The sequence below is a fragment of the Devosia enhydra genome, assembly GCF_900119845.1.
Classification (GTDB): Bacteria; Pseudomonadota; Alphaproteobacteria; order Rhizobiales; family Devosiaceae; genus FPKU01.
Genome location: NZ_FPKU01000002.1, coordinates 67549 through 88609 on the forward strand (window position 1 = coordinate 67549; position 21061 = coordinate 88609).

The following is a 21061-nucleotide window of genomic DNA, read 5'->3' on the forward strand; positions in this document are numbered from 1 at the left end:
GCACGAGGTGCTGAGCACCGGGCCCCCACACCATGACCTATCTGCGCGACCCCGCTGCCATCTATGCCGAAAGCTTCGCCACCATCAGGGCCGAGGCGCGGCTCGATCATCTGCCCGAAGCCCTGCACAAGGCCGCGATCCGCATGATCCATGCCTGCGGCATGGTCGACCTTGCCGCCGATATCACTGGGGACGAAAGGATCGCTGAAGCAGTGCCCATGGCGCTGGCAGCCGGCGCGCCGGTATTCTGCGACTGCGAGATGGTGCGTGCGGGCCTCATCCCGCGCTACCTTCCGAAGGGCGTCGAAACGCTCGTGACCCTCTCCGATCCGCGCGTGCCCGCTCTCGCGCAAAGCCTGAAGACCACCCGTTCGGCCGCCGCCGTCTCGCTCTGGGCAGAGCGGCTGGGGGGCAGCATCGTCGTCATCGGCAATGCGCCCACGGCGCTGTTCGCGCTGCTCGAGGGGCTCGCGGCGGGCTGGCCACGCCCCGCCGCCATCATCGCCGCCCCGGTGGGCTTTGTCGGGGCGGCCGAAAGCAAGGCGGCGCTGGTGGGGAGCCCATTCGGCATTCCCTTTCTCACCGTTGCGGGTCGGCGGGGCGGCTCGGCCATCACGGCAGCCGGTGTGAACGCGCTGGCCGGAGCGCCCTCTTGAGCCCCTGGCTTGCCATTGTCGGGGTGACCGAGGGCGGCATTGCCGACCTGTCCGCCGCTGCGCGCGCCGAGATCGCCGCAGCCACCGTCCTCATCGGGCCAGAGCGGCTGCTCGCACCCCTGCGACCAGCAGTCAACCTCCCCTCCCCCTTGCGGGGAGGGGCCGGGGGTGGGGGCAGCACTGCGCTTCAAACCCTCATCGCCTGGACCAGCCCGCTCGACCAGATGATCGGACAGGTGCTGGCGCGGCGCGGGCAGCCCACCGTGATCCTGGCGACGGGCGACCCGAACTGGTTCGGCATCGGCGCAACGCTGGGGCGGCATCTCGCACCGGACGAAATGAGGCTCCATCCCGCCGTCTCCTCGCTGCAACTGGCGGCGGCGCGGCTGTGCTGGCCGTTGCAGGCAATCACGACACTCTCACTCCACGGCCGGCCCGTCGCGGCGCTGCACCCCCATCTCACCCCCGGCAATCGCATCCTGATGCTGACATCGGACGCTGGGACGCTGCCACAGGTCCGCGACCTCCTGATCGCGCGCGGCTATGGCGGCTCGCGTCTCGTGGCGCTGGCCGATCTCGGCGCCCCCACCGAACGCATCCTCGAATCGGAAGCCCATGCCTTTGCTGCCGATCCGGGCGATTTCTACGTGCTGGCGCTCGATTGCCGCGCCGATGCGACCGCCCCGCTCCTCGTCGCCGTCCCCGGCCTTCCCGACGACGCCTATCGGTCCGATGGCCAGCTGACCAAGCGCGAGGTGCGCGCCGCAACGCTCGCCCGCCTCGCGCCCTATCCCGGCGCGCTGCTCTGGGATGTCGGGGCCGGCATGGGCTCGATCGGCATCGAGTGGATGCGTGCCGCCCGCGATGCGCGCGCCATCGCCTTCGAGAGCGATCCGGCCCGCATCGAGATGATCCGGCACAATGCCACGGCGCTGGGCGTGCCCGGCCTTGCGATCGTCGCGGGGCAAGCCCCGCAAAGCCTTGCCGGCGCCGCCACTCCCGATGCCATTTTCATCGGCGGAGCGGCGGCCGACGACGCGCTGTTTACCGCCTGCTGGCAGGCCCTGAGGCCAGGCGGCAGACTCGTTGCCAATGCCGTCACCCTCGAGGCGGAAGCGGCGCTCTATCAACGCCAGAGAAACCTCGGCGGCGAAATCCTGCGCATCGACATTGCCCGGCTCGACCGGGTAGGCGAAAGTCACGTGCTGCGACCGCGTCTGCCGGTCACGCAATGGGCCGTGGTCAAGTCGGCGCTGGGGGGCGAGGCGTCATGAGCGGAGTGCTGCATCTGGTGGGCACGGGGCCGGGCGATCCCGATCTCCTGACGCTCAAGGCTGCCCGCATCATTTCGCGCGCCGACATCCTGGCCTATCCGGTCGGCTCGGAGACGAGCCTTGCCCGCGCCATCGCCGCCCCGCATATCCGGCCGGGCACCGAGGAAATGCCGATCGTCATCCCGATGCGGCGCGAGCGCGGGCCGGCGCAGGCCGTCTATGACGGGGCTGCGGAAGCCATTGCCGCCGAACTGGGTATGGGGCTGTCGGTCGCCTATCTCTGCGAGGGCGATCCGCTGTTTTACGGCTCGGCCATGTATCTGCTCGACCGGCTGGGCGACCGCTATCCGGTAAAGATCGTGCCCGGCGTCACCTCGCTCACCGCCGCCGCCGCCGCCATCGCCCGTCCGCTCGCGGCCCGCAACGACGTGCTCAAGGTGCTGCCGGCCCCGCTTCCCGACGCCATGCTGGCGGCCGAACTCGCCCCGGCCGGCTCGGTCGCCATCATCAAGCTGGGCAGCCATTTCGACCGGGTGCGCGATCTTCTCGTCGCGCTCGGGCTGGCCGAAGGCGCCATGGTCGTCATCCATGCCAGCACGGGGCACGAAAAGGTGCTGCCGCTTCTGGCCATGCCGGCCGGCGAGCGCCCCTATTTCGCGATCATCCTCGTCTACAAGGGCGGCGAGGGCTGGACCGGGGGGCATGGATGAAGCCACCGCTGGCAGCCGCTCTCCCGCCCGCCATTCTCAGCCTCACCGGCTCGAGCGAGCCGATGGCCCGCCGCATTGCCGAGATCGTCGGCGGGGAGCTCCATCTCGGGGTCAAGGCCGACGGGGTGGCGCCGCTCTTCCTCGATGGCCGGGCCGTAATCGGGGTGTGCGCCGCCGGCATCCTCGTGCGGCTGCTCGCCCCCCATCTCTCGGACAAGCGCAGCGAGCCGCCTGTCATCGCCGTGAGCCAGGATGGCCAGCATGTGGTGGCGCTGCTGGGCGGCCATGGCGGGGCCAATGCGCTGGCCCGCCGCATCGCCGAGGGGCTCGGGGTCACCGCCGCCATCACCACCGCCTCTGAGACGCGCTTTGCCTGCGCGCTCGATGAGCCGCCGCCGGGCTGGACCATCGCCGAGCGCAACGATGCCAAGCCGGCGATGATCGCGCTCATGGCCGGCGCCAAGATCGCGCTCAACGGCCATGCCCCCTGGCTCGCCGAAGCGGGCTATCCGCTCTCCTCGATGGGGGCGATCACCGTCATGGTCACCGAAAAGGCCGGGCGCATTCCGCGCGGGCTGGTCTACCACCCCAAAACGCTCGTGGCCGGAGTGGGCTGCGAGCGCGGCACCTCGGGCGCCGAGATCATCGGGCTCATCGAGGCCGCGCTCAACCGGCAGGGGCTGGCCCCGCAAAGCCTTGCCTGCCTTGCCACCATCGCGCTCAAGGCCGATGAGGGTGGCATCATCGAAGCGGCGGCCCATTTCGGCGTGCCGCTCAGGCTTTTTTCCACCGCCGAGCTGGCGCAGGAGCGCTACCGGCTCGTCACCCCCTCCCCCGTGGTCGAAGCGGAGGTCGGGGTGCCCGGCGTCGCCGAGGCTGCCGCATTGAAGGCTGGCCTGCTCATTTTGCCCAAGATCAAATCCAAACGCGCCACCTGCGCCATCGGGCGCTCGACGCGCCCGCTCGATGTCGAGCGCTTCGGGCGCCCGCGCGGCGTCGTCCATATCGTCGGCATCGGCCCGGGCGATGGCCCCAGCCGCACCGGTTCGGCCGTCGCGGCGCTGCGGGCAGCCAGCGACTGGGTCGGCTACGGGCTCTATCTCGACCTTGTCTCGGATTTGCGCACCGACCAGGTCGAGCACCGCTTCGACCTCGGCGAGGAAGAAGCCCGCGTGCGCCATGCGCTCGAACTCGCCGCCGATGGCGCGCAGGTTGCGCTGATCTCCTCGGGCGATGCGCAGATCTATGCCATGGCGAGCCTCGTCTTCGAGTTGATCGAGGCCGAGGGCGATCGCGCGCTGACCGATGATGCGCGCCGCGTCGGGGTCGAAAGCCATCCCGGCATTTCGGCGGTGCAGGCGGCCTCGGCGGCGGCCGGCGCGCTGATCGGGCATGATTTCTGCTGCATCTCGCTTTCCGATCTTCTCACCCCCCGGCCCGATATCCTGAAGCGCCTCAAGGCCGCCGCCGAGGGCGATTTCGTCACCGCGCTCTACAATCCGCGCTCGCAGCGCCGCACCGATTTGATCGAGGCGGCCCATGCAATTTTCGCCGCCAACCGCCCGCCCGAGACCCCGGTGATCATCGCCCGCAGCCTCGGCCGGCCCGAGGAGACGGTGACCGTCGTGCCGCTGTCGGAGTTCGACCCGACCGCCATCGACATGCTCACCATCGTGCTGATCGGCTCGAGCCAGTCGCTGAGCCTCACGCGCGGCGATGGCCGCACCATCGCCTACACCCCGCGCGGCTACGCCGCCAAACACGGGACGCCCGCCCGCGCCCCGGCCACCGAAGTGCCCTCATGACCGTCTATTTCATCGGCGCCGGCCCCGGCGCGCCCGATCTCATCACCGTTCGCGGGCAAAAGCTCGTCGAGCGCTGCCCGGTCTGCCTCTATGCCGGCTCGCTCGTGCCCGAAGCCATCGTCGCCTCGGCGCCCGCGACGGCCCTCGTGCGCGATACCGCCCCGCTCAACTTAGACGAGATCATCGCGCTGATGGCCGAGGCCGACGCCAGAGGCGAGGATGTAGCGCGCGTCCATTCGGGCGACCCTTCCATCTATGGTGCGGTGGCCGAGCAGATGCGGCGGCTCGATGGCCTCGGCATTCCCTATGAGGTGGTGCCCGGCGTGCCCGCCTTTGCCGGTGCGGCGGCGCGGCTGATGACCGAGCTCACCCTCCCCGATGTGGCGCAGACGGTGATCATCACCCGCACTTCGGGCAAGGCCAGCCCGATGCCCGAAAGCGAGCGGCTCGAGGTGCTGGGCGCCGCGAAGGCAACGCTCGCCATCCACCTCTCGATCCGCAACCTCGCTTATGTCGAGGAGGCGCTGACGCCCCACTACGGGCCCGATGCGCCGGTGGTCATCGTCTATCGCGCCACCTGGCCGGACGAACAGATCATCCGCACCACGCTGTCGACCATGCGGGCGGCGGTGCGCGAGGCCAAGGTCACGCGCACGGCGCTGATCCTCGTGGGCGCGGTGTTCGGCGCCGCTCATTTCCCCGACAGCCGGCTCTATGACGCCGATTTCGCGCATGTGCTGCGCAATGCCGGCAAGAAGCGCGACCGCAAGCCGTGAGCGGAGGTCGAACCGGTTCAGCCGGCCCCGGGGCCCTGCGCCGCGGGCGGCGCGGTCAGCTGCAGCGCAGCGATGGCACGGCCGACCGTTGGCACCTCATGGGCCGGCGGCAGGGCCGGCCGCGCGATCATGATCACGGATATGCGCAGCTTCTGCGCCGCGGCGAGCTTGGCCTCGGTCTGCACCCCGCCCGAATTCTTGGTGACGAGATGGGTGATGGCCTCGCCCTGAATGAGCTCGGTCTCGGCGCCCTCGAAAAAGGGCGGGCGCGCCACGATCAGCCGCGCATGGGCCGGCAGCGGCTTTTCGGGCGCCTCGATCACCCGCACGAGGAACCGGCAGTCCTCGCGGGCCAGAAAGGTTTCGAGCCCCGTGTGGCCCACCGTCAGCAGCACCTTGGAGCCGGTGGGCAGCGACAAAGCCGCCGCCTCGGGGCTCGGCACATTGTTCCAGAAGGCATATTGCGGCTCGGTCCAGGCCGGGCGCACGAGCCTTACGCAGCGCATGCCGGTCGCCTTGGCGGCATCGACCGCGTTGGTGGCAATCTGCACCGCATAGGGGTGGGTGGCGTCCACCAGCCGGTCGAAGCCATTCTTGCGCAGAAAGTCCGCCAGCCCCTGCGGCCCGCCGAAGCCGCCCACATGCAGCTCGCCCGGCGGGGTCAGCGGCGCGCTGGTGCGACCGGCGAGCGAGGTGGTGACCGAGTGGCCCATCTTGACCAGCTGCTCGGCAAGAATCCGCGCTTCCTCGGTGCCGCCCAGAACCAGGATCTTCATGGCCGGGCCCTCATCGCTGAGACGGATATCATTGTGAGGTGCGCGCCGAAGGCGAGCCCCGAAGGGCGAGGTTCGCCTGCTCCATGCCCGTCCACATCGCGCACCCGCCCCTCACCGGCTCGTGCCCACGATCCGGCCCGCGCGGTCGACAACCAGCACATCAACGACAACTTTTCCACCCACGACCCCTTGGGCCTTTTCGCGCGCCAGTCCAGCCACCGCATCGGCGAGCCCGAGCCCGGCCGAATCGGCTGCGATGAGCGCCATATTCGCGCTCTTGCCATAGCGGATCGCATCGACAAGGTCAGGCCCGCCACCAAGCGATCGGGCAAGTGTTGCGAGCATGTCGAGATCGACCCCCGAGCGCGACGAGTGCAGGTCGAGCGCGCCCGCCGCGAGTTTCGTGAGCTTGCCGAAGCCTCCGGCGATGGTCACTCTTTCGACCGGATGGGCGCGCAGATATTTGAGCATGCCGCCGACGAAATCGCCCATGTCGATCGCCGCCACCAGCGGCAGCCCCAGATGCGCCAGCGCCGCCTTTTCCGAGAGGTCGCCCGTCGCCCCGATGACATGGGTGAGCCCCAGCGCCCGGGCCACGTCGATACCGCGCTGGATCGAATGAATCCACGCCGCGCAGCTATAGGGCACGACGATGCCCGTGGTCCCCAGGATCGAGAGCCCGCCCAGAATGCCGAGCCGGGGGTTCCAGGTCTTTTCGGCCAGCTGTTCGCCGCCCGGCACGCTTATGGTGATGGCGATGTCAGGCGCAAGACCTGCCTCGGTGCAGAGCATCTCCACCACCCCGGTCATCAGCCGGCGCGGCACGGGGTTGATGGCGGGCTCCCCCACCGCCAGCGGCAGGCCGGGCAACGTCACGGTGCCGACCCCCGGCCCGGCATGAAAGCTGATGCCGGTGCCCGCCGCCCTGCGCTCAACCCGCGCGATCACCAGCGCGCCATGGGTCACGTCGGGATCGTCCCCCGCATCCTTGATGATGCCGGCTTCGGCAAACCCATCGCCCAGCCGCTCATGGGCCAGCGCGAAGGCCGGCTGCTGCCCGCCCGGCAGGGTGATCGCAACCGGATCGGGAAAGCCATGACCCAGAAGCGCCGAGAGCGCTGCCCTGGTGGCGGCGGTGGCGCAGGCGCCCGTTGTCCAGCCGCGCCGCAATGGCGTGCCCTCGGGCGGCAGGGTCGGGTCGGGCTGGTCCATGGCCCGGTTCTATACACCGCCCGGTTCCCAAGCGCGAGCGCGGGGGCATGGTGAGCCCGTCGCACCCCATCTTCGAAGGCTTCCCCGAATTCCGCCCCGGCACGGTCTGGCTGGTGGGGGCCGGCCCCGGCGCGCCGGGGCTCCTGACGCTGCTGGCCCTTCACGGGCTGCAACAGGCGGACGTGGTCGTGCATGACGCGCTGGTGTCCGATGCGGTGCTGGGCTTTGCCAACCCTTCAGCCGAGCACATCCATGCCGGCAAGCGCGGCGGCAAGCCGTCGGCCGTGCAGGCCGACATCACCCGCACCCTCATTGCGCTCGCGCAGTCCGGCAAGCGCGTGCTCCGCCTCAAGGGCGGCGATCCCTTCGTCTTCGGGCGCGGCGCCGAGGAGGCGCTGGGGCTGGCTGCACACAATATCGATTTCCGCATCGTGCCGGGGATTTCGGCGGGGATCGGCGGGCTCGCCTATGCCGGCATCCCGGTCACCCATCGCGATTTCAACCAGTCGGTGACCTTCCTCACCGGGCATGACCTCTCCGGTGACCTGCCGCTGGCCATCGACTGGGCGGGGCTGGCGAAGGCGGCGCCGGTCATCGTGATGTACATGGCGGTCAAGCATCTGCCCGATATCGCCGCGCGGCTCCTCGCCGCCGGCCGCGCGCCCGACGAAGCGGTCGCCGTGGTGATGGAGGCAACGCTCCCTACCCAGCGGGTGATTAGCGGCACGCTCGGCGATGTGGCCGCCCTGATGCCGCAGATCGCCCCGCCCGCGCTCATCGTCCTCGGCCCCGCCTCCAGCCTGCGCCCAGTGCTCGACTGGTACGATACCGCCGCGCGGGAGAACCGGTATGGCTGAACCGGCTTCGCCCAGAGGCCTCGTCATCGCCGCCCCGCGCTCGGGCTCGGGCAAGACGCTGGTGACGCTCGGGCTCATCGGCGCCCTGCGGCAAAACGGTCTCGCCATCGCCCCGGCCAAGACTGGGCCGGACTATATCGATGGCGCCTTCCACGCCCGTGCCGCCGGCCGCGAGACAATCAACCTCGATCCCTGGGCCATGGCGCCCGAGCGCCTCCGCGCCATCGCCGCCGCCCACGCCACGGGCAGCGATTTTCTGCTGGTGGAAGGGGTGATGGGCCTCTTCGACGGGGCCGCCGACGGCACGGGCTCGACGGGAGACCTTGCCGCACAGCTCACGCTGCCGGTACTACTGGTGGTCGATTGCGAGCGCCAGAGCCAGTCGGTCGCGCCCCTCGTCGCCGGCTTTGCCAACTGGCGGACGGATGTGCGCATCGCCGGGCTCATCCTCAACCGCGTCGGGTCGGACCGGCACGGCGCGATGCTGAGACGCGCGCTCGCGCCCCTCGGCATTCCGGTGGTCGGCGCCCTGCCGCGCGCCGAGGTGCTCTCCGTACCCTCGCGCCATCTCGGGCTCACCCTGCCCGGCGCGATCGAAACGCTGCCCGCCCTGCTCGATGCCGCCGCGACCCATGTCGTTGACCATTGCGATCTAGAGGCCATCCGGGCGCTGGCGGCCCCACTGGCACATCCCACCACAATCGCGAAGCCCCTGCCCCCGCTTGGCCAGCGCATCGCCATCGCCCGCGACGAGGCCTTCGCCTTCCTGTATCCGCACTGGCTGGCCGACTGGCGTGCCGCCGGGGCCAGTCTCTCCTTCTTCTCGCCGCTGGACAATGAACCCCCGGCCGCCGAGGCCGACGCGATCCTGCTGCCGGGCGGCTATCCCGAGCTCTTCGCCGCCCGCCTCGCCGCAGCTTCGGAATTCAAGTCTGGCCTGCAAGCCGCTGCCGCGCGGGGCGCGCTGGTCTATGGCGAGTGCGGCGGGTTCATGTGCCTCGGACAAACCCTCACCGACGCACAAGGGGTGACCCATCCCATGGCCGGCCTCCTGCCGCTTGCCACCCGCATCGACCGGCCCCGCCGCGTCCTGGGCTATCGCCGCCTCGTCCATCGGGGCGCCCTGCCCTGGCCGACGCATCTCTCGGGCCATGAATTCCACTATTCCTCCGGCACGCTTGCGCAGGGGGTGACGCCGCTTTTTGCCGTAACCGACGCCGAGGGCCTTGCGCTGCCCGCCATGGGCGCGCGACTTGGCACGGTGATGGGCTCTTACGCCCATGTCATCGATGGGGGAGAGGGGTGATGGCGGCGAAAGCGCTGATGATCATGGGCACGGGCTCTGACGTCGGCAAGTCGCTGGTGGTGGCCGGGCTCTGCCGCGCCTTTGCCGATCGCGGGCTCAGGGTTGCGCCCTTCAAGCCGCAGAACATGTCCAACAATGCCGCCGTCACAGCCGATGGCGGCGAGATCGGCCGGGCTCAGGCCCTGCAGGCCCGCGCCGCCCGCACGCCCGCGCTCACCGCCATGAACCCCGTGCTCCTCAAGCCCGAGGCCGAGACCGGCGCGCAGGTGGTGGTGCGCGGCCAGCGCCTCGCCTCGATGCCGGCGCGCGAATACTGGGCGAAGCGCGGTGCGCTGATGCCGCAGATCCTCGAGGCCTTCGGCGAACTTTCGCGCCAGAACGACCTCATTATCGTCGAGGGCGCGGGCAGCGCCTCAGAGGTCAATCTGCGCCAGGGCGACATCGCCAATTTCGGCTTTGCCCGCGCCGCCAATCTGCCGGTGGTCATCGTGGGCGATATCGGGCGAGGCGGGGTGATTGCCTCGCTTGTCGGCACCTTCGCCGTCATCGCGCGGGAGGATGCGGCGCTGGTGGTTGCCACCCTCATCAACCGCTTTCGCGGCGATCCGAACCTCTTTGCCGAAGGTCTGGCGCTGATTGCCCGGCACACCGGGCGGCCGTGCCTGGGGCCCATCACCCATTACCCGCCCGCCATGCACCTGCCGGCCGAGGATATCCTCGCCCTCGACGCCGCCCGCCCCCACCCGCATGCGGGCTTCCACATCGTCGTGCCGCGCCTGCCGCGCATCGCCAATTTCGACGATCTCGATCCGCTCGCGGCCGAGCCGGGCGTGCGCCTCACCATCGTCGAGCCCGGCCGGGCCCTGCCGCGCGATGCCGACCTCATCGTGCTCCCGGGCTCCAAGGCCACCCGCGCCGATCTCGCGGCCCTGCGAAAAGAGGGCTGGGACATCGACATCCTCGCCCATCACCGCGCCGGCGGCCGCATCATCGGGCTCTGCGGCGGCTACCAGATGCTGGGGCGAACCATCGCCGATCCCGAGGGTATCGAGGGACCGGCGGGCGAGAGCACCGGGCTCGGGCTCCTCGCCGTCGACACCGTGCTCACCCCGGTCAAGCAATTGCGGGTCGAAACGGCGCTGCATATGCCCACCGGCACGTCGGTCTCGGGCTATCACATGCATATGGGGGCAACCGATGGCCCCGATCGCGCCCGTCCTTTTGCCCGGGTAGGGGATGGGTCGGAGGGCGCGATCTCGTCCGATGGAAGGGTCAGCGGCACCTATCTGCACGGCATCTTTGCGTCCGACCCTTTTCGACGCGCGCTTCTGGGCGGGGTTTCGAGCCCCGATCTCGCCTATGAGGCGCTGGTGGAAGAAACCCTTACCGGGCTCGGCCGCCATATCGCCGCGGCGGTCGATCTCGACCAGCTTCTGGCGCTGGCGCGCCCCATCGGGCAGGATTGAGACATGGAGATTTTCCTTGCCCCCCTCGCCCTCCTGATCGAGCGGCAATTCGGCTATCCGATGCGCCTCATCCGCGCCATCGGCCATCCCGTCATCTGGCAGGGCCGGCTGATCGGGCTGCTCGATGCGCGGTTCAACCGGCCGGGGATGGGCAAGCGCGCCGGGCGGCTGCGCGGGGTGCTGATGCTCGTGCTGCTCATGGCAGCCACCTTAGCTGTCACCCTGCCCCTGTCTTTCGCGCTCCGCCTCCTGCCCTTCGGCTGGGTGGTCGAGGCCATCCTTGCCACGAGCCTCCTGGCGCAGAAGGAGCTCGGCCGTGCCGTGCGGGCGGTGGGCGACGGGCTCTCCCGGTCGCTCGCCGAGGGCCGCGAGGCGGTCTCCCATATCGTGGGGCGCGATCCCGAAGCGCTCGACGAGGCCGGCGTCGCCCGCGCGGCCATCGAGAGCCTTGCCGAAAGCAGTTCGGACGGCGTGGTGGCGCCGCTGTTTTTCCTCATGCTGTTCGGCCTGCCGGGCATCGCGCTCTACAAGGCGGTCAACACCGCCGATTCCATGGTCGGGCACAAGACCGAGCGGCACCTGCATTTCGGCTGGGCGAGCGCGCGTTTCGACGATGTGCTGAACTGGGTGCCCGCCCGCCTCACCGCCCTCGCCATTGCGGGCGCAGCGGTGTTTGCGCGCGGGGCCGACCCCGAGGCGGCGTGGTCGAGCGCCCTGCGCGATGCAAAAAAGCACGAATCGCCCAATGCCGGCTGGCCCGAGGCGGCCTTTGCCGGGGCGCTGGGCTTTGCGCTTGGCGGCCCGCGCCAATATGGCGGCGCGCTCATCGACCTGCCGCGCTTCGGGGAAGGCCGTTCCGAGCTTCTGGCCGCCGATATCTACAAGGCGCTCGAACTCTACTGGACGCTGCTCAACGTCGTGCTGGGCGTGACCCTTGCCATCGCCGTCATCGTCTGGCTGTGACGCGAACGCCTCAGCCGGAGATGAAGTAGTAGATCGCCAGCACCACGCCCACAGCGATCACGAAGCCGCGCAGATAGATCTGCGGCACGCGCCGCGCGATCCACACGCCGGCCCAGCCGCCCAGCGCCACGGCGGGAATCATCACCAGCGCCTCGGGCCAGGCGATCACCCCGCCCGAGGTGAAGACGAGAATCGCCACCGCCGCGATGACGATGGCGAGGAGGTTCTTGGTGGCATTGAGCCGGTGATAGTCGCCCCGCTCGGTCAGCCCCAGCCCGGCCAGCATCATGATGCCCATGCCGGCCCCGAAGAAGCCGCCATAGATCGCGGTGATGAACTGCACCACCACGCCCCAGGGATTGCGGCGATCATCGCCCTCGGCGCGTGGCTTGGGCTTGAGCCAGGGTCCGGCGGCGAAGATCGCGGTGGCGCCCAGCAGCAGCCAGGGCACCAGCGCGCGGAAGGAGGGATTGTCGAGCGCCAAAAGAATCATCGCCCCGATCAGCGCACCCACCGCCGAGATCACCGCCAGCAGCAGCGCCTGCCGCCAGAAGGTGCGTATGTCGGAGAGATAGGCGAGCGTCGAGGTGATGTAGCCGGGGAACTGCGCGATAGACGAGGTGGCGTTGGCCATGATCGGGGGCATGCCCACCAGCGTCATCGCCCCGAAGGTCAGGAACGTCCCGCCGCCTGCCACGGCATTGACCGCGCCCGAAATGAAGCCGGCGACGAACAGCAGGGCGATGACGGCGATGGACATGGGGGCACTTCCGGCGGGCAGGGTGCCTCCTTCTTAGGCAGTCCGCCCGCCATCGGCAACCCGCCCTCAGGCCGAATGGGGCCCCTCGGGTTCCTGGCTCTCCTCGGGGCGCCTTCCCTTGAGGGTGAGCGGCAGGCCGGCGGCGACGAAATAGACATCCGTGCAGATTTCAGCCAGCCGCTGGTGCGTAGACCCGGCCAGGTCGCGGAACGAGCGAGCCAGCGCATTGTCGGGCACGATGCCGAGCCCCACCTCGTTGGAAACGAGGATGACGCGCGTGTCTTGCAGCCCCGAAAGCGTGCGCCCCAGCCCCTCCACCGCCCCTGCCACGTCGCGCCCGGCGCCCAGAAGGTTCGAAAGCCAAAGCGTCAGGCAGTCGACGAGTATGGCATCATGGCTCATGGCGGCGCGCTCGATGGCCTCGGCGAGGGCGAGGGGCTCTTCGAGCGTGTCGAAACGGCCGTGGCGGGTGCGCTGGTGGGTGGCCACCCGCTCCTTCATCTCCGCATCGAGAGCTTCGGCCGTGGCCAGATAGAGCGGCCGGTCGCCGGCCCGCATCGCCAGCCTTTCGGCAAATCCGGTCTTGCCCGATCGGGCGCCACCCAGCACCAGTACATGTTCGCTCATCGTCCCAGCCTCATTTTTTCCGCATCACGCGGAACGCATCGCCCTCGCTCTATCAATTCGCGAGGCCGCCTTCGCGTTCATTGTGCCCCTCGCGCCGGGCATGCAAGCCATGCGGGGATGCCCCTTGCGGGAAAGCGGCGAAGGCGGTTTCCTTTGGTTATTCTACTTTCGTCTAGATGGCTTTGGTTCTATGGTCCGCGCGATTTGCGCGGGGGCCCTCCGGCTCCCATCACAAGCGAAATTGCCGATCGGAGAACAGTCCTTTGGCTCGTTTCTATCTGGGCGTGGATGGCGGGGGCACCAATTGCAGGGTGTGCCTGGCCGATGCCGACCTGAATCCGCTGGCCGAAGTGCGCAACGGCCGTTCGAATCTGCAGATCGACGATGGTGAGCCGGCCTGGCGCGCCATCAGCGATGGTACGCGCGACGTTTTCGCCGCTGCCGGCATCGATTATGCCGAAACCGCCAACACTTATGCCTGTTTCGGCATGGCCGGCGGCCGCATGGATACGGCACGCGCCGCCTTCGGGGCGCGGCCCTGGCCCTTTGCCGCCGTGCGCGTCTATGACGATATCGACATCGCCCATGCCGGTGCGCTGGGCGGGCAGGATGGCGCGGTGATCATCGTGGGCACCGGGTCGGCGGCTCTCGCCATCGTAAATGGCAAGCGCCACCAGGCCGGCGGCTGGGGTTTCCAGGTAGGCGACCAGATGTCGGGCGCGATCCTTGGGCGCGAGCTCGTGCGCATGGCCGTCGAGGCCGAGGACGGGCTCGTCGAGGCCACCCCGCTGACCAAGGCCGTGGTGGCCGGGTTCGGTGGCTCCAACCAGGCCGTGATGAGCTGGTCGTTCGCAGCCGAAAAGCCGGTGCGCATCGTCGGCGAAGATGGTGCCGAAGGCCATGAGGATCTGCTGATCGGCCGGGCTCCGGCAGAATTCGGAAAGCTCATGCCGCTCTTTATCGAGCATTACGAGGCCGGCGACAGCGCCGCGAAATCGCTGATGGCGCTGCAGCTGAGCTATGTCGACCGCTACGTGAACTGGTTCAAGGCGCGCGGCGCCACCCGCATGGCGGTGGTGGGCGGGTTCGGGCAGCGGCTCTTTCCGCTGCTCAAGGAGCGCTATGGCGATTTCGTCATGCTGCCGCTCTACGAGCCGCTGCGTGGCGCGCTGATCCTGGCGCGGCAGCATTTCCCCGCCGCCTGACCGATCCGCAAAGGAGTTTTCGGGACGTGTCCAGCCGCATCATTCCGGTCCAGCCCTTCGATTACGTGGTGTTCGGCGCCACGGGCGACCTCACCAAGCGAAAGCTGATCCCCGCCCTCTATCACCGCTTCCATGATGGGCAGTTCGATGAGCAGAGCCACATCATCGGGGTGTCGCGCAGCAAGCTCAGCGATGAGGAGTTCCGCACCCTTGCGCGCGACAGCGTGCACGAGTTCGTCGAGGCCGAGTACCAGGACGAGGCGGTGATCGCGCGTTTCGTCTCGATCTTCTCCTATGTCTCCATCGATGTGTCCAATCGCGAGGGCTGGACCGATCTCGGCCCGGCGCTGCGCGAGGATCCCAAGGTGGTGCGCGCCTTCTACCTGGCAGTCGCGCCCGATCTCTTCGGCCCCATCTGCCAGTATCTCAAGGACAAGGGCTATTACCGGCGCGACGCGCGGGTGGTGGTCGAAAAGCCGCTCGGGCACGACCTCGCCTCATCGGGGCAGATCAACGACGCGATCTCGGAAATCTTCGCCGAGGACCAGGTTTACCGCATCGACCATTATCTCGGTAAGGAGACGGTGCAGAACCTCCTGGCGCTGCGCTTTGCCAATATCCTGTTCGAGCCGATCTGGAACTCGGCCCATATCGACCACATCCAGCTCACCGTGGCCGAATCGGTGGGCGCCGGCACGCGCGGCTACTATGACGAGTCCGGCGCGCTGCGGGACATGATCCAGAACCACATGCTGCAGCTGCTCTGCCTCGTGGCCATGGAGCCGCCGGCCTCGGACGAGGCCAATGCGCTGCGCGACGAAAAGCTCAAGGTGCTGCGTTCGCTCAAGCCCATCAGGGGAGAGGCAGTTGGCCGCTGCACCGTGCGCGGGCAATATCGCGGCGTCTCGTCCGAAGGCACCTCGGTCAAGGGCTATCAGGATGAGCTGCCGGCCGAAAAGAAGGGCTCGCGCACCGAGACCTTCGTGGCGCTCAAGGCCGAGATCGAGAACTGGCGCTGGTCGGGCGTGCCCTTCTATTTCCGCACCGGCAAGCGCATGGCGACCCGCGTCTCCGAGATCGTCATCCAGTTCCGCACGATCCCGCATTCGATCTTCGATCATGCCGAGGGCGCCCCGCGCCCCAACCGGCTCATCATCCGCCTCCAGCCCGACGAGGGCGTGCGCATGCTGATGATGATCAAGGATCCCGGCCCCGGCGGCATGCGCCTGCGCGAGGTGCCGCTCAACCTCTCCTTTGCCGAAACCTTCTCCGAGCGCACGCCCGAGGCCTATGAGCGGCTGCTGCTCGATGTCATCCGCGGCAATCAGACCCTGTTCATGCGCCGCGACGAGCTCGAGGCCGCCTGGAGCTGGGTCGACCCCATCCGCAGCGCCTGGGATACGGGCAATGACGCCCCCCAGCCTTATAGCGCCGGCACCTGGGGGCCCACCGGGGCCATCGCACTCATCGAGCGCGACGGCCGCACCTGGCATGAGGACGGACATTGAACCGGCACGATTTCGAAAGCCGCGAGGAGCTTGCCCGCGCCCTCGCCGAAGCGGTGGCCGAGCGCATCCGCATCGGCATCGCCGAGCGCGGCACCGCCGCCATCGCGCTTTCGGGCGGCTCGACACCGGGCAAGTTCTTTTCCCGGCTGGGCAAGACCAAGGATATCGCCTGGGACAAGGTGACCGTCACGCTCGTCGACGAGCGCTGGGTCGATGAGCTTTCGGCCCGCTCCAATGCCGGCCTCATCAACGAGAAGCTGTTGCAGGGCCCCGCCGCCGTGGCGCGCTTCCTGCCGCTCTATTCGGGCGGCGCCGAGCCCACCCCCGCAACCATCGCCGAAACCGCGGCCCGGCTGTCCGGCATTCCCAAGTTCGATGCCGTGGTGCTGGGCATGGGGAACGACGGGCACACCGCCTCGTTCTTCCCCGGCGGGGATGCGCTGGCGGACGCCCTTGCCGGCCCTGCCCCCGTCATCGCCATCCGCGCCCCGGGCGCCGGGGAGCCGCGCGTCACGCTGAGCCTCCCGCGCCTGCTCGAAACCGAGGCGCTCTATCTTCATATCGAGGGGGCCGAGAAGGCCGAGACGCTGGACAAGGCGCTCGCCGAGGGCCCCGAGCTCGATATGCCGGTGCGCGCCGTGCTGCGGCAGGATCGCGTTCCGCTCGAAATCTACTGGGCGCCCTGACGCCCGCAAGGAGGTCCCATGTCCGTCCGCAAGGCCATCCAGGAGGTCACCGACCGCATCGCCCAGCGCAGTGCGACGACCCGCGGCGCCTATCTCGACCGCATCGCCGCGGCCCGCGACGAAGGCGTGCATCGTGCCCAGCTGTCCTGCGGCAACCTCGCCCATGGCTTTGCCGCCTGCTCGCCGGCCGACAAGGCCCGTCTTGCGGGCGCCAGGACCCCCAATCTGGGCATCGTCACCTCATATAACGACATGCTCTCGGCCCATCAGCCCTATGAGACCTATCCGGCCCTGATCAAGCAGGTCGCCCGCGAATCAGGCGCCACCGCGCAGGTGGCCGGCGGGGTGCCCGCCATGTGCGATGGCGTCACCCAGGGCCAGCCGGGCATGGACCTGTCGCTGTTTTCGCGCGACGTCATCGCCATGGCCACGGCCATCTCGCTCTCGCACAACATGTTCGATGCGGCGCTCTATCTGGGCATCTGCGACAAGATCGTGCCGGGCCTTCTGATCGGGGCGCTGACCTTCGGGCACCTGCCGGGCGTGTTCGTTCCGGCCGGCCCCATGCCGACCGGCATGCCCAATGACGAAAAGAGCCGCATCCGCCAGCTCTACATGGAAGGCAAGGTGGGCCGCGCCGAACTGCTCGAGGCCGAGGCCCGGTCTTATCACTCGGCCGGCACCTGCACCTTCTACGGCACCGCCAATTCCAACCAGATGCTGATGGAGATCATGGGCCTGCACCTGCCGGGCTCGAGCTTCATCAATCCCGGCACGCCCTTGCGCGATGCCCTGACGCGCGAGGCCACGCGCCGCGCCCTGTCGCTCACGGCCACCGGCAACAATTATACCCCCATCGGCCACATCGTCGATGAAAAGGCCATCGTCAACGCCATGGTCGGGCTCCATGCCACCGGCGGGTCGACCAATCACACCATGCATCTCGTCGCCATGGCAGCGGCGGCCGGCCTCGCCATCACCTGGCAGGACATGTCGGACCTCTCCGAAGCCGTGCCGCTGATGGCGCGCGTCTATCCCAATGGCGTGGCCGACGTGAACCACTTCCACGCCGCCGGCGGCATGGGCTTTCTCATCCGCGAACTGCTCGAGGGCGGCTATCTGCATGAGGACGTCAAGACCGTCTGGGGCGGCGGGCTTTCGGCCTATGCGGTCGAGGCCAAGCTGATCGAGGATGCGCTCACATTCATCCCCGCCCCTGCCGAAAGCGCCCTGCCCAAGGTGCTGGCCTCGGTCAAGGCGCCCTTTGCGCCCAATGGCGGGCTCAGGATGCTCACGGGCAATCTGGGCAAGTCGGTGATCAAGGTCTCGGCCGTCAAGACCGAGCACCGGCTGATCGAGGCGCCGGCGCGCGTCTTTCATTCCCAGGACGCGCTGCAGGCCGCCTTCAAGGCCAATGAACTCAATGGCGACGTCATCGTCGTGGTGCGTTTCCAGGGTCCCGGCGCCATCGGCATGCCCGAGCTGCACAAGCTCACCCCAAGCCTTGCGGTGCTGCAGGACCGCGGGTTCAAGGTCGCGCTCCTGACCGATGGGCGCATGTCGGGCGCCTCGGGCAAGGTGCCCGCCGCTATCCACATGACCCCCGAGGCCAAGAATGGCGGCCCCATCGCCTATATCCGCGATGGCGACGTCATCCGCCTCGATGCCGAGGCCGGCACCATGGATGTGCTCGTCGATCCCGCCGAGTTCTTCGCCCGCGCGCCCGCCACCGAGGATCTCACCCCGCAGCATTTCGGCATGGGCCGCGAACTCTTCGCCACCTTCCGCAATCTCGTCGGGCCAGCAGAAGCAGGTGCGAGCGTCTTCTGAGGGGCCGCCCTAGTCACGGGCCCCTCACGCCTGCCGACCCCTCTCGCTGAGGAGCCCCGGAGGGGCGTCTAAAAGTGCGAGGGCCGCCGGCACCTCGCCCTCACAGAAAAGCCCCTCTTTACCTCTCCCTTTGGGGGCTTCGAGGCGACGGCGGAGCCGGGCAATCCGTCCGGTGGACGGATTGAAGCCGAGAAGGCCATGAGAGCTATGCTCGAATGGCGCGAGGTCGGCGCGTAGCGCCGGGTGAGGGGGCCTTCGCCGCAGGCGCGGAATGGCGCAACGTCCTGATACCGCAACTGGATTCCCGCTTCCGCGGGAATGACGTCGTGGGTGGGACGGGTTTGGAGGAGGTTCGGCTAATGCGCAAGCGGCAAGCCGCCTCACCCGGCCTGCGGCCGACCTCGCGCCAAAAGGGAAAGGTGGTCAGCCGAAGCACTCTTCCAGGCGGTCGTCCCTGCGAAAACAGGGATTTCCGTTTGGTGTGCGGATCCGGTCAACAGAGGTCCTGCTTCCGCGGGAACCACCCTGTGAGGGACAAGCGCAGCGGTCCCCGACCTCGTGGTTCGAGACGCGGCTGAAGCCGCTCCTCACCATGAGGTCTCCCCCACAATTCACAGAGGCCCTCATCCTGAGGAGCCCCGCAGGGGCGTCTCGAAGGACGAGGGCCGCCGGCACCTCGCCCTCACAGACAAGCCCCTCTTTACCTCTCCCCCAAGGGAGAGGTTAAACGAGCCCCCTCAGCGCGTGCCGTACATCCGGTCGCCCGCATCCCCGAGGCCCGGGACGATATAGCCCTTCTCGTTGAGATGGCTGTCAATGGCGGCGGTGAAGACCGGCACGTCGGGATGGGCTTCGTTGAATTTCTGCACGCCCTCGGGCGCCGCCAGAAGGCACAGGAAGCGCAGATTGTTGGCGCCGCGCTGCTTGAGCCGCTCGATGGCGGCGATGGCCGAGTTGGCGGTGGCCAGCATCGGATCGACCACGATCACCAGCCGGTCGGCGATGTCGGCCGGCGCCTTGAAGTAATACTCCACCGGCTGCAGTGTCTCGTGGTCGCGATAGATACCAATATGGGCGACGCGCGCCGCCGGCACCAGGTCGAGCATGCCATCGAGCAGCCCGTTGCCGGCCCGCAGGATCGAGGCGAAGACCAGCTTCTTGCCCTTGAGCGTCGGGGCCTCGATGGTTTCGAGCGGGGTCTTTATCGAGATCATCTCGAGTTCGAGATCGCGCGTCACCTCGTAGCAGAGCAGATGCGCGATCTCGCGCAGCAGCACGCGGAAGCCCGCGATCGAGGTTTCCTTGTCGCGCATGATGGTCAGCTTGTGCTGCACCAGCGGGTGATCGACGACTGTGACGTTCTGCATCGCTCTACTCCGCAGCGGCAAGACCGGAAAGGAAGCTCTTGCCGTGCCGGCCCGGAGCGATTCCGAGCCAGTGGGCAATGCCTTCCCCAATATCGGCCAAGCTTGGGCGAATGCCAATCTCGCCCTTGGCCAGAGCGGGGGAAAACACGAGGATCGGCACCTGCTCGCGCGTATGGTCGGTGCCCGTCCAGGTCGGATCGTTGCCATGGTCGGCCGTCAGCACCAGAAGATCGTCATGCCTGAGCCTGGCGATCACCTCGGGCAGGCGCGAATCGAAATATTCGAGCGCGGCGGCATAGCCCGGCACGTCGCGGCGATGGCCGTATTCGCTGTCGAAATCGACGAAATTGGTCATCACCAGCGCACCATCGGGCATCATGTCGAGGGTTTCCAGCGTCGCATCATAGAGCGCCGTCAGCCCCGAGGCCTTGATCTTGTGGGTCACGCCATGGCCGGCGAAGATGTCGGAGATCTTGCCGATGGCAAACACCTGCCGCCCCTCCCCCTTGAGGCGATCGAGCAAAGTCGGCTCCGGGGGCGAGATGGCGAAATCGCGCCGGTTGCCGGTGCGCTTGAAGGCTCCGGCCGTTTCCCCAAGGAACGGCCGGGCGATGACGCGGCCGATATTGAGCGGAGCGGTGTGCCGGAAGACGATCTCGCAGAGATCGTAGAGCCTTTGCAGCCCGAAATGCCCCTCATGGGCGGCGATCTGGAAGACGCTGTCGACCGAGGTGTAGCAGATGGGCTTGCCGGTGCGGATGGACTCCTCGCCATACTGCTCGATCACTTCGGTGCCCGAGGCATGGGCATTGCCCAGGATGCCGGGCAGGCCCGCCTCCGCGCAGATGGCGGCGATCATCTCGTCGGGAAAGGCCGGCACGGTCTTGGGAAAATAGCCCCACTCGAAGGGCACCGGCACCCCGGCGATCTCCCAATGGCCCGATGGGGTATCCTTGCCCTTGGAAACTTCCCGCCCCACCCCGAAAAGCCCGGCCCTCGGGGTCGCGGAGAGCCCCGGCGGCAGGCGACCGGTGGAGAGTTTCACCGCCGCGCCCAAGCCCAGCGCGTCGAGATTGGGCACTGCCAGCGGCCCGCTGCGCAATTCGGCCTGCCCGCCCTTGCCCGCCGCGCAGGCCTCGGCAATGTGCCCGACCGTATCAGCGCCCGCATCGCCATAGGCCGCCGCATCGGGCGCCCCGCCAATGCCGACGCTGTCGAGGATGAGAAGGATGGCGCGGGGCATGAAAACCTCCAGAAAAGGCTGGGAACGGCAGAGC

General features: G+C 68.5%; 19 protein-coding genes. 13 read left to right on the forward strand and 6 right to left on the reverse strand.

Translation table 11 applies throughout. The features are described from left to right. Positions 1 to 32 precede the first annotated feature (32 nt). Genes BT183_RS09475 through cobM form a run of 5 tightly spaced genes read left to right on the forward strand, consistent with a single transcriptional unit; the run spans position 33 to position 5221 of the window. A complete protein-coding gene (locus BT183_RS09475) occupies positions 33 to 656 on the forward strand; it encodes a precorrin-8X methylmutase (RefSeq protein WP_072342020.1) in 624 nt (207 codons plus the stop codon). Continuing rightward, on the forward strand, positions 653 to 1930 hold the full coding sequence (locus BT183_RS09480) for a bifunctional cobalt-precorrin-7 (C(5))-methyltransferase/cobalt-precorrin-6B (C(15))-methyltransferase (RefSeq protein WP_072342023.1): 1278 nt from the start codon (positions 653 to 655) through the stop codon (positions 1928 to 1930). The genes BT183_RS09475 and BT183_RS09480 overlap by 4 nt, the downstream gene beginning before the upstream one ends. Continuing rightward, positions 1927 to 2640: a precorrin-2 C(20)-methyltransferase gene (gene cobI / locus BT183_RS09485; protein WP_072342026.1), complete on the forward strand. Its 714-nt coding sequence runs from the start codon at positions 1927 to 1929 to the stop codon at positions 2638 to 2640. The genes BT183_RS09480 and cobI overlap by 4 nt, the downstream gene beginning before the upstream one ends. Then, on the forward strand, positions 2637 to 4445 hold the full coding sequence (gene cobJ, locus BT183_RS09490; protein WP_072342029.1) for a precorrin-3B C(17)-methyltransferase: 1809 nt from the start codon (positions 2637 to 2639) through the stop codon (positions 4443 to 4445). The genes cobI and cobJ overlap by 4 nt, the downstream gene beginning before the upstream one ends. Next, positions 4442 to 5221, forward strand: coding sequence for a precorrin-4 C(11)-methyltransferase (gene cobM, locus BT183_RS09495; RefSeq protein WP_072342032.1), 780 nt, complete (start codon positions 4442 to 4444; stop codon positions 5219 to 5221). The genes cobJ and cobM overlap by 4 nt, the downstream gene beginning before the upstream one ends. Before the next feature lie 17 nt (positions 5222 to 5238). Here the strand turns inward: cobM and BT183_RS09500 are convergent, their stop codons facing one another. Together BT183_RS09500 and BT183_RS09505 are read right to left on the reverse strand one after the other, a co-directional pair. Beyond that, positions 5239 to 5997, reverse strand: coding sequence for a cobalt-precorrin-6A reductase (locus BT183_RS09500; RefSeq protein ID WP_072342035.1), 759 nt, complete (start codon positions 5995 to 5997; stop codon positions 5239 to 5241). Positions 5998 to 6108: 111 nt separating this feature from the next. Beyond that, the gene (locus BT183_RS09505) at positions 6109 to 7209 is read right to left on the reverse strand and encodes a cobalt-precorrin-5B (C(1))-methyltransferase (RefSeq protein ID WP_072342038.1); all 1101 of its coding nucleotides are present in this window, start codon (positions 7207 to 7209) and stop codon (positions 6109 to 6111) included. Between the two features lie 47 nt (positions 7210 to 7256). On the opposite strand from BT183_RS09505, the gene cobA reads away from it, so the two are divergent. From cobA to cbiB, 4 genes are read left to right on the forward strand one after another with little or no spacing between them, the layout of a single operon-like run. Continuing rightward, a complete protein-coding gene (gene cobA / locus BT183_RS09510) occupies positions 7257 to 8066 on the forward strand; it encodes a uroporphyrinogen-III C-methyltransferase (RefSeq protein ID WP_072342040.1) in 810 nt (269 codons plus the stop codon). Next, positions 8059 to 9372, forward strand: a complete 1314-nt coding sequence (locus tag BT183_RS09515; protein WP_072342043.1) for a cobyrinic acid a,c-diamide synthase CobB — start codon at positions 8059 to 8061, stop codon at positions 9370 to 9372. The genes cobA and BT183_RS09515 overlap by 8 nt, the downstream gene beginning before the upstream one ends. Continuing rightward, positions 9372 to 10838 carry a cobyric acid synthase gene (locus tag BT183_RS09520; RefSeq protein ID WP_244545295.1) on the forward strand — a complete coding sequence of 489 codons (1467 nt, stop codon included), beginning with the start codon at positions 9372 to 9374 and terminating at the stop codon, positions 10836 to 10838. The genes BT183_RS09515 and BT183_RS09520 overlap by 1 nt, the downstream gene beginning before the upstream one ends. Positions 10839 to 10841: 3 nt before the next feature. Further along, on the forward strand, positions 10842 to 11801 hold the full coding sequence (gene cbiB, locus BT183_RS09525; protein WP_072342046.1) for an adenosylcobinamide-phosphate synthase CbiB: 960 nt from the start codon (positions 10842 to 10844) through the stop codon (positions 11799 to 11801). 10 nt (positions 11802 to 11811) lie between these two features. Here the strand turns inward: cbiB and BT183_RS09530 are convergent, their stop codons facing one another. Continuing rightward, entirely contained in the window at positions 11812 to 12561 is a 750-nt protein-coding gene (locus tag BT183_RS09530; RefSeq protein ID WP_072342049.1) for a sulfite exporter TauE/SafE family protein, read from the reverse strand. Positions 12562 to 12627: 66 nt separating this feature from the next. Next, positions 12628 to 13188 carry a bifunctional adenosylcobinamide kinase/adenosylcobinamide-phosphate guanylyltransferase gene (cobU, locus tag BT183_RS09535; protein WP_072342052.1) on the reverse strand — a complete coding sequence of 187 codons (561 nt, stop codon included), beginning with the start codon at positions 13186 to 13188 and terminating at the stop codon, positions 12628 to 12630. A gap of 263 nt (positions 13189 to 13451) precedes the next feature. On the opposite strand from cobU, the gene BT183_RS09540 reads away from it, so the two are divergent. Genes BT183_RS09540 through edd form a run of 4 tightly spaced genes read left to right on the forward strand, consistent with a single transcriptional unit; the run spans position 13452 to position 18417 of the window. Continuing rightward, positions 13452 to 14393, forward strand: coding sequence for a glucosamine kinase nucleotide-binding domain-containing protein (locus BT183_RS09540; RefSeq protein ID WP_072342055.1), 942 nt, complete (start codon positions 13452 to 13454; stop codon positions 14391 to 14393). A 26-nt stretch (positions 14394 to 14419) separates the two neighbouring features. Beyond that, on the forward strand, positions 14420 to 15901 hold the full coding sequence (gene zwf / locus BT183_RS09545) for a glucose-6-phosphate dehydrogenase (RefSeq protein ID WP_072342059.1): 1482 nt from the start codon (positions 14420 to 14422) through the stop codon (positions 15899 to 15901). After that, on the forward strand, positions 15898 to 16587 hold the full coding sequence (gene pgl / locus BT183_RS09550; RefSeq protein WP_072342062.1) for a 6-phosphogluconolactonase: 690 nt from the start codon (positions 15898 to 15900) through the stop codon (positions 16585 to 16587). Before zwf ends, pgl begins: the two co-directional genes overlap by 4 nt. An 18-nt stretch (positions 16588 to 16605) precedes the next feature. Then, positions 16606 to 18417 carry a phosphogluconate dehydratase gene (edd, locus tag BT183_RS09555; RefSeq protein WP_072342065.1) on the forward strand — a complete coding sequence of 604 codons (1812 nt, stop codon included), beginning with the start codon at positions 16606 to 16608 and terminating at the stop codon, positions 18415 to 18417. A 737-nt stretch (positions 18418 to 19154) separates the two neighbouring features. Here the strand turns inward: edd and upp are convergent. Together upp and BT183_RS09565 are read right to left on the reverse strand one after the other, a co-directional pair. Further along, a complete protein-coding gene (upp, locus tag BT183_RS09560) occupies positions 19155 to 19784 on the reverse strand; it encodes a uracil phosphoribosyltransferase (RefSeq protein ID WP_072342068.1) in 630 nt (209 codons plus the stop codon). Between the two features lie 4 nt (positions 19785 to 19788). After that, complete coding sequence (locus BT183_RS09565; RefSeq protein WP_072342071.1) at positions 19789 to 21027, reverse strand: phosphopentomutase; 1239 nt, start codon at positions 21025 to 21027, stop codon at positions 19789 to 19791. Between the last annotated feature and the right edge of the window lie 34 nt (positions 21028 to 21061).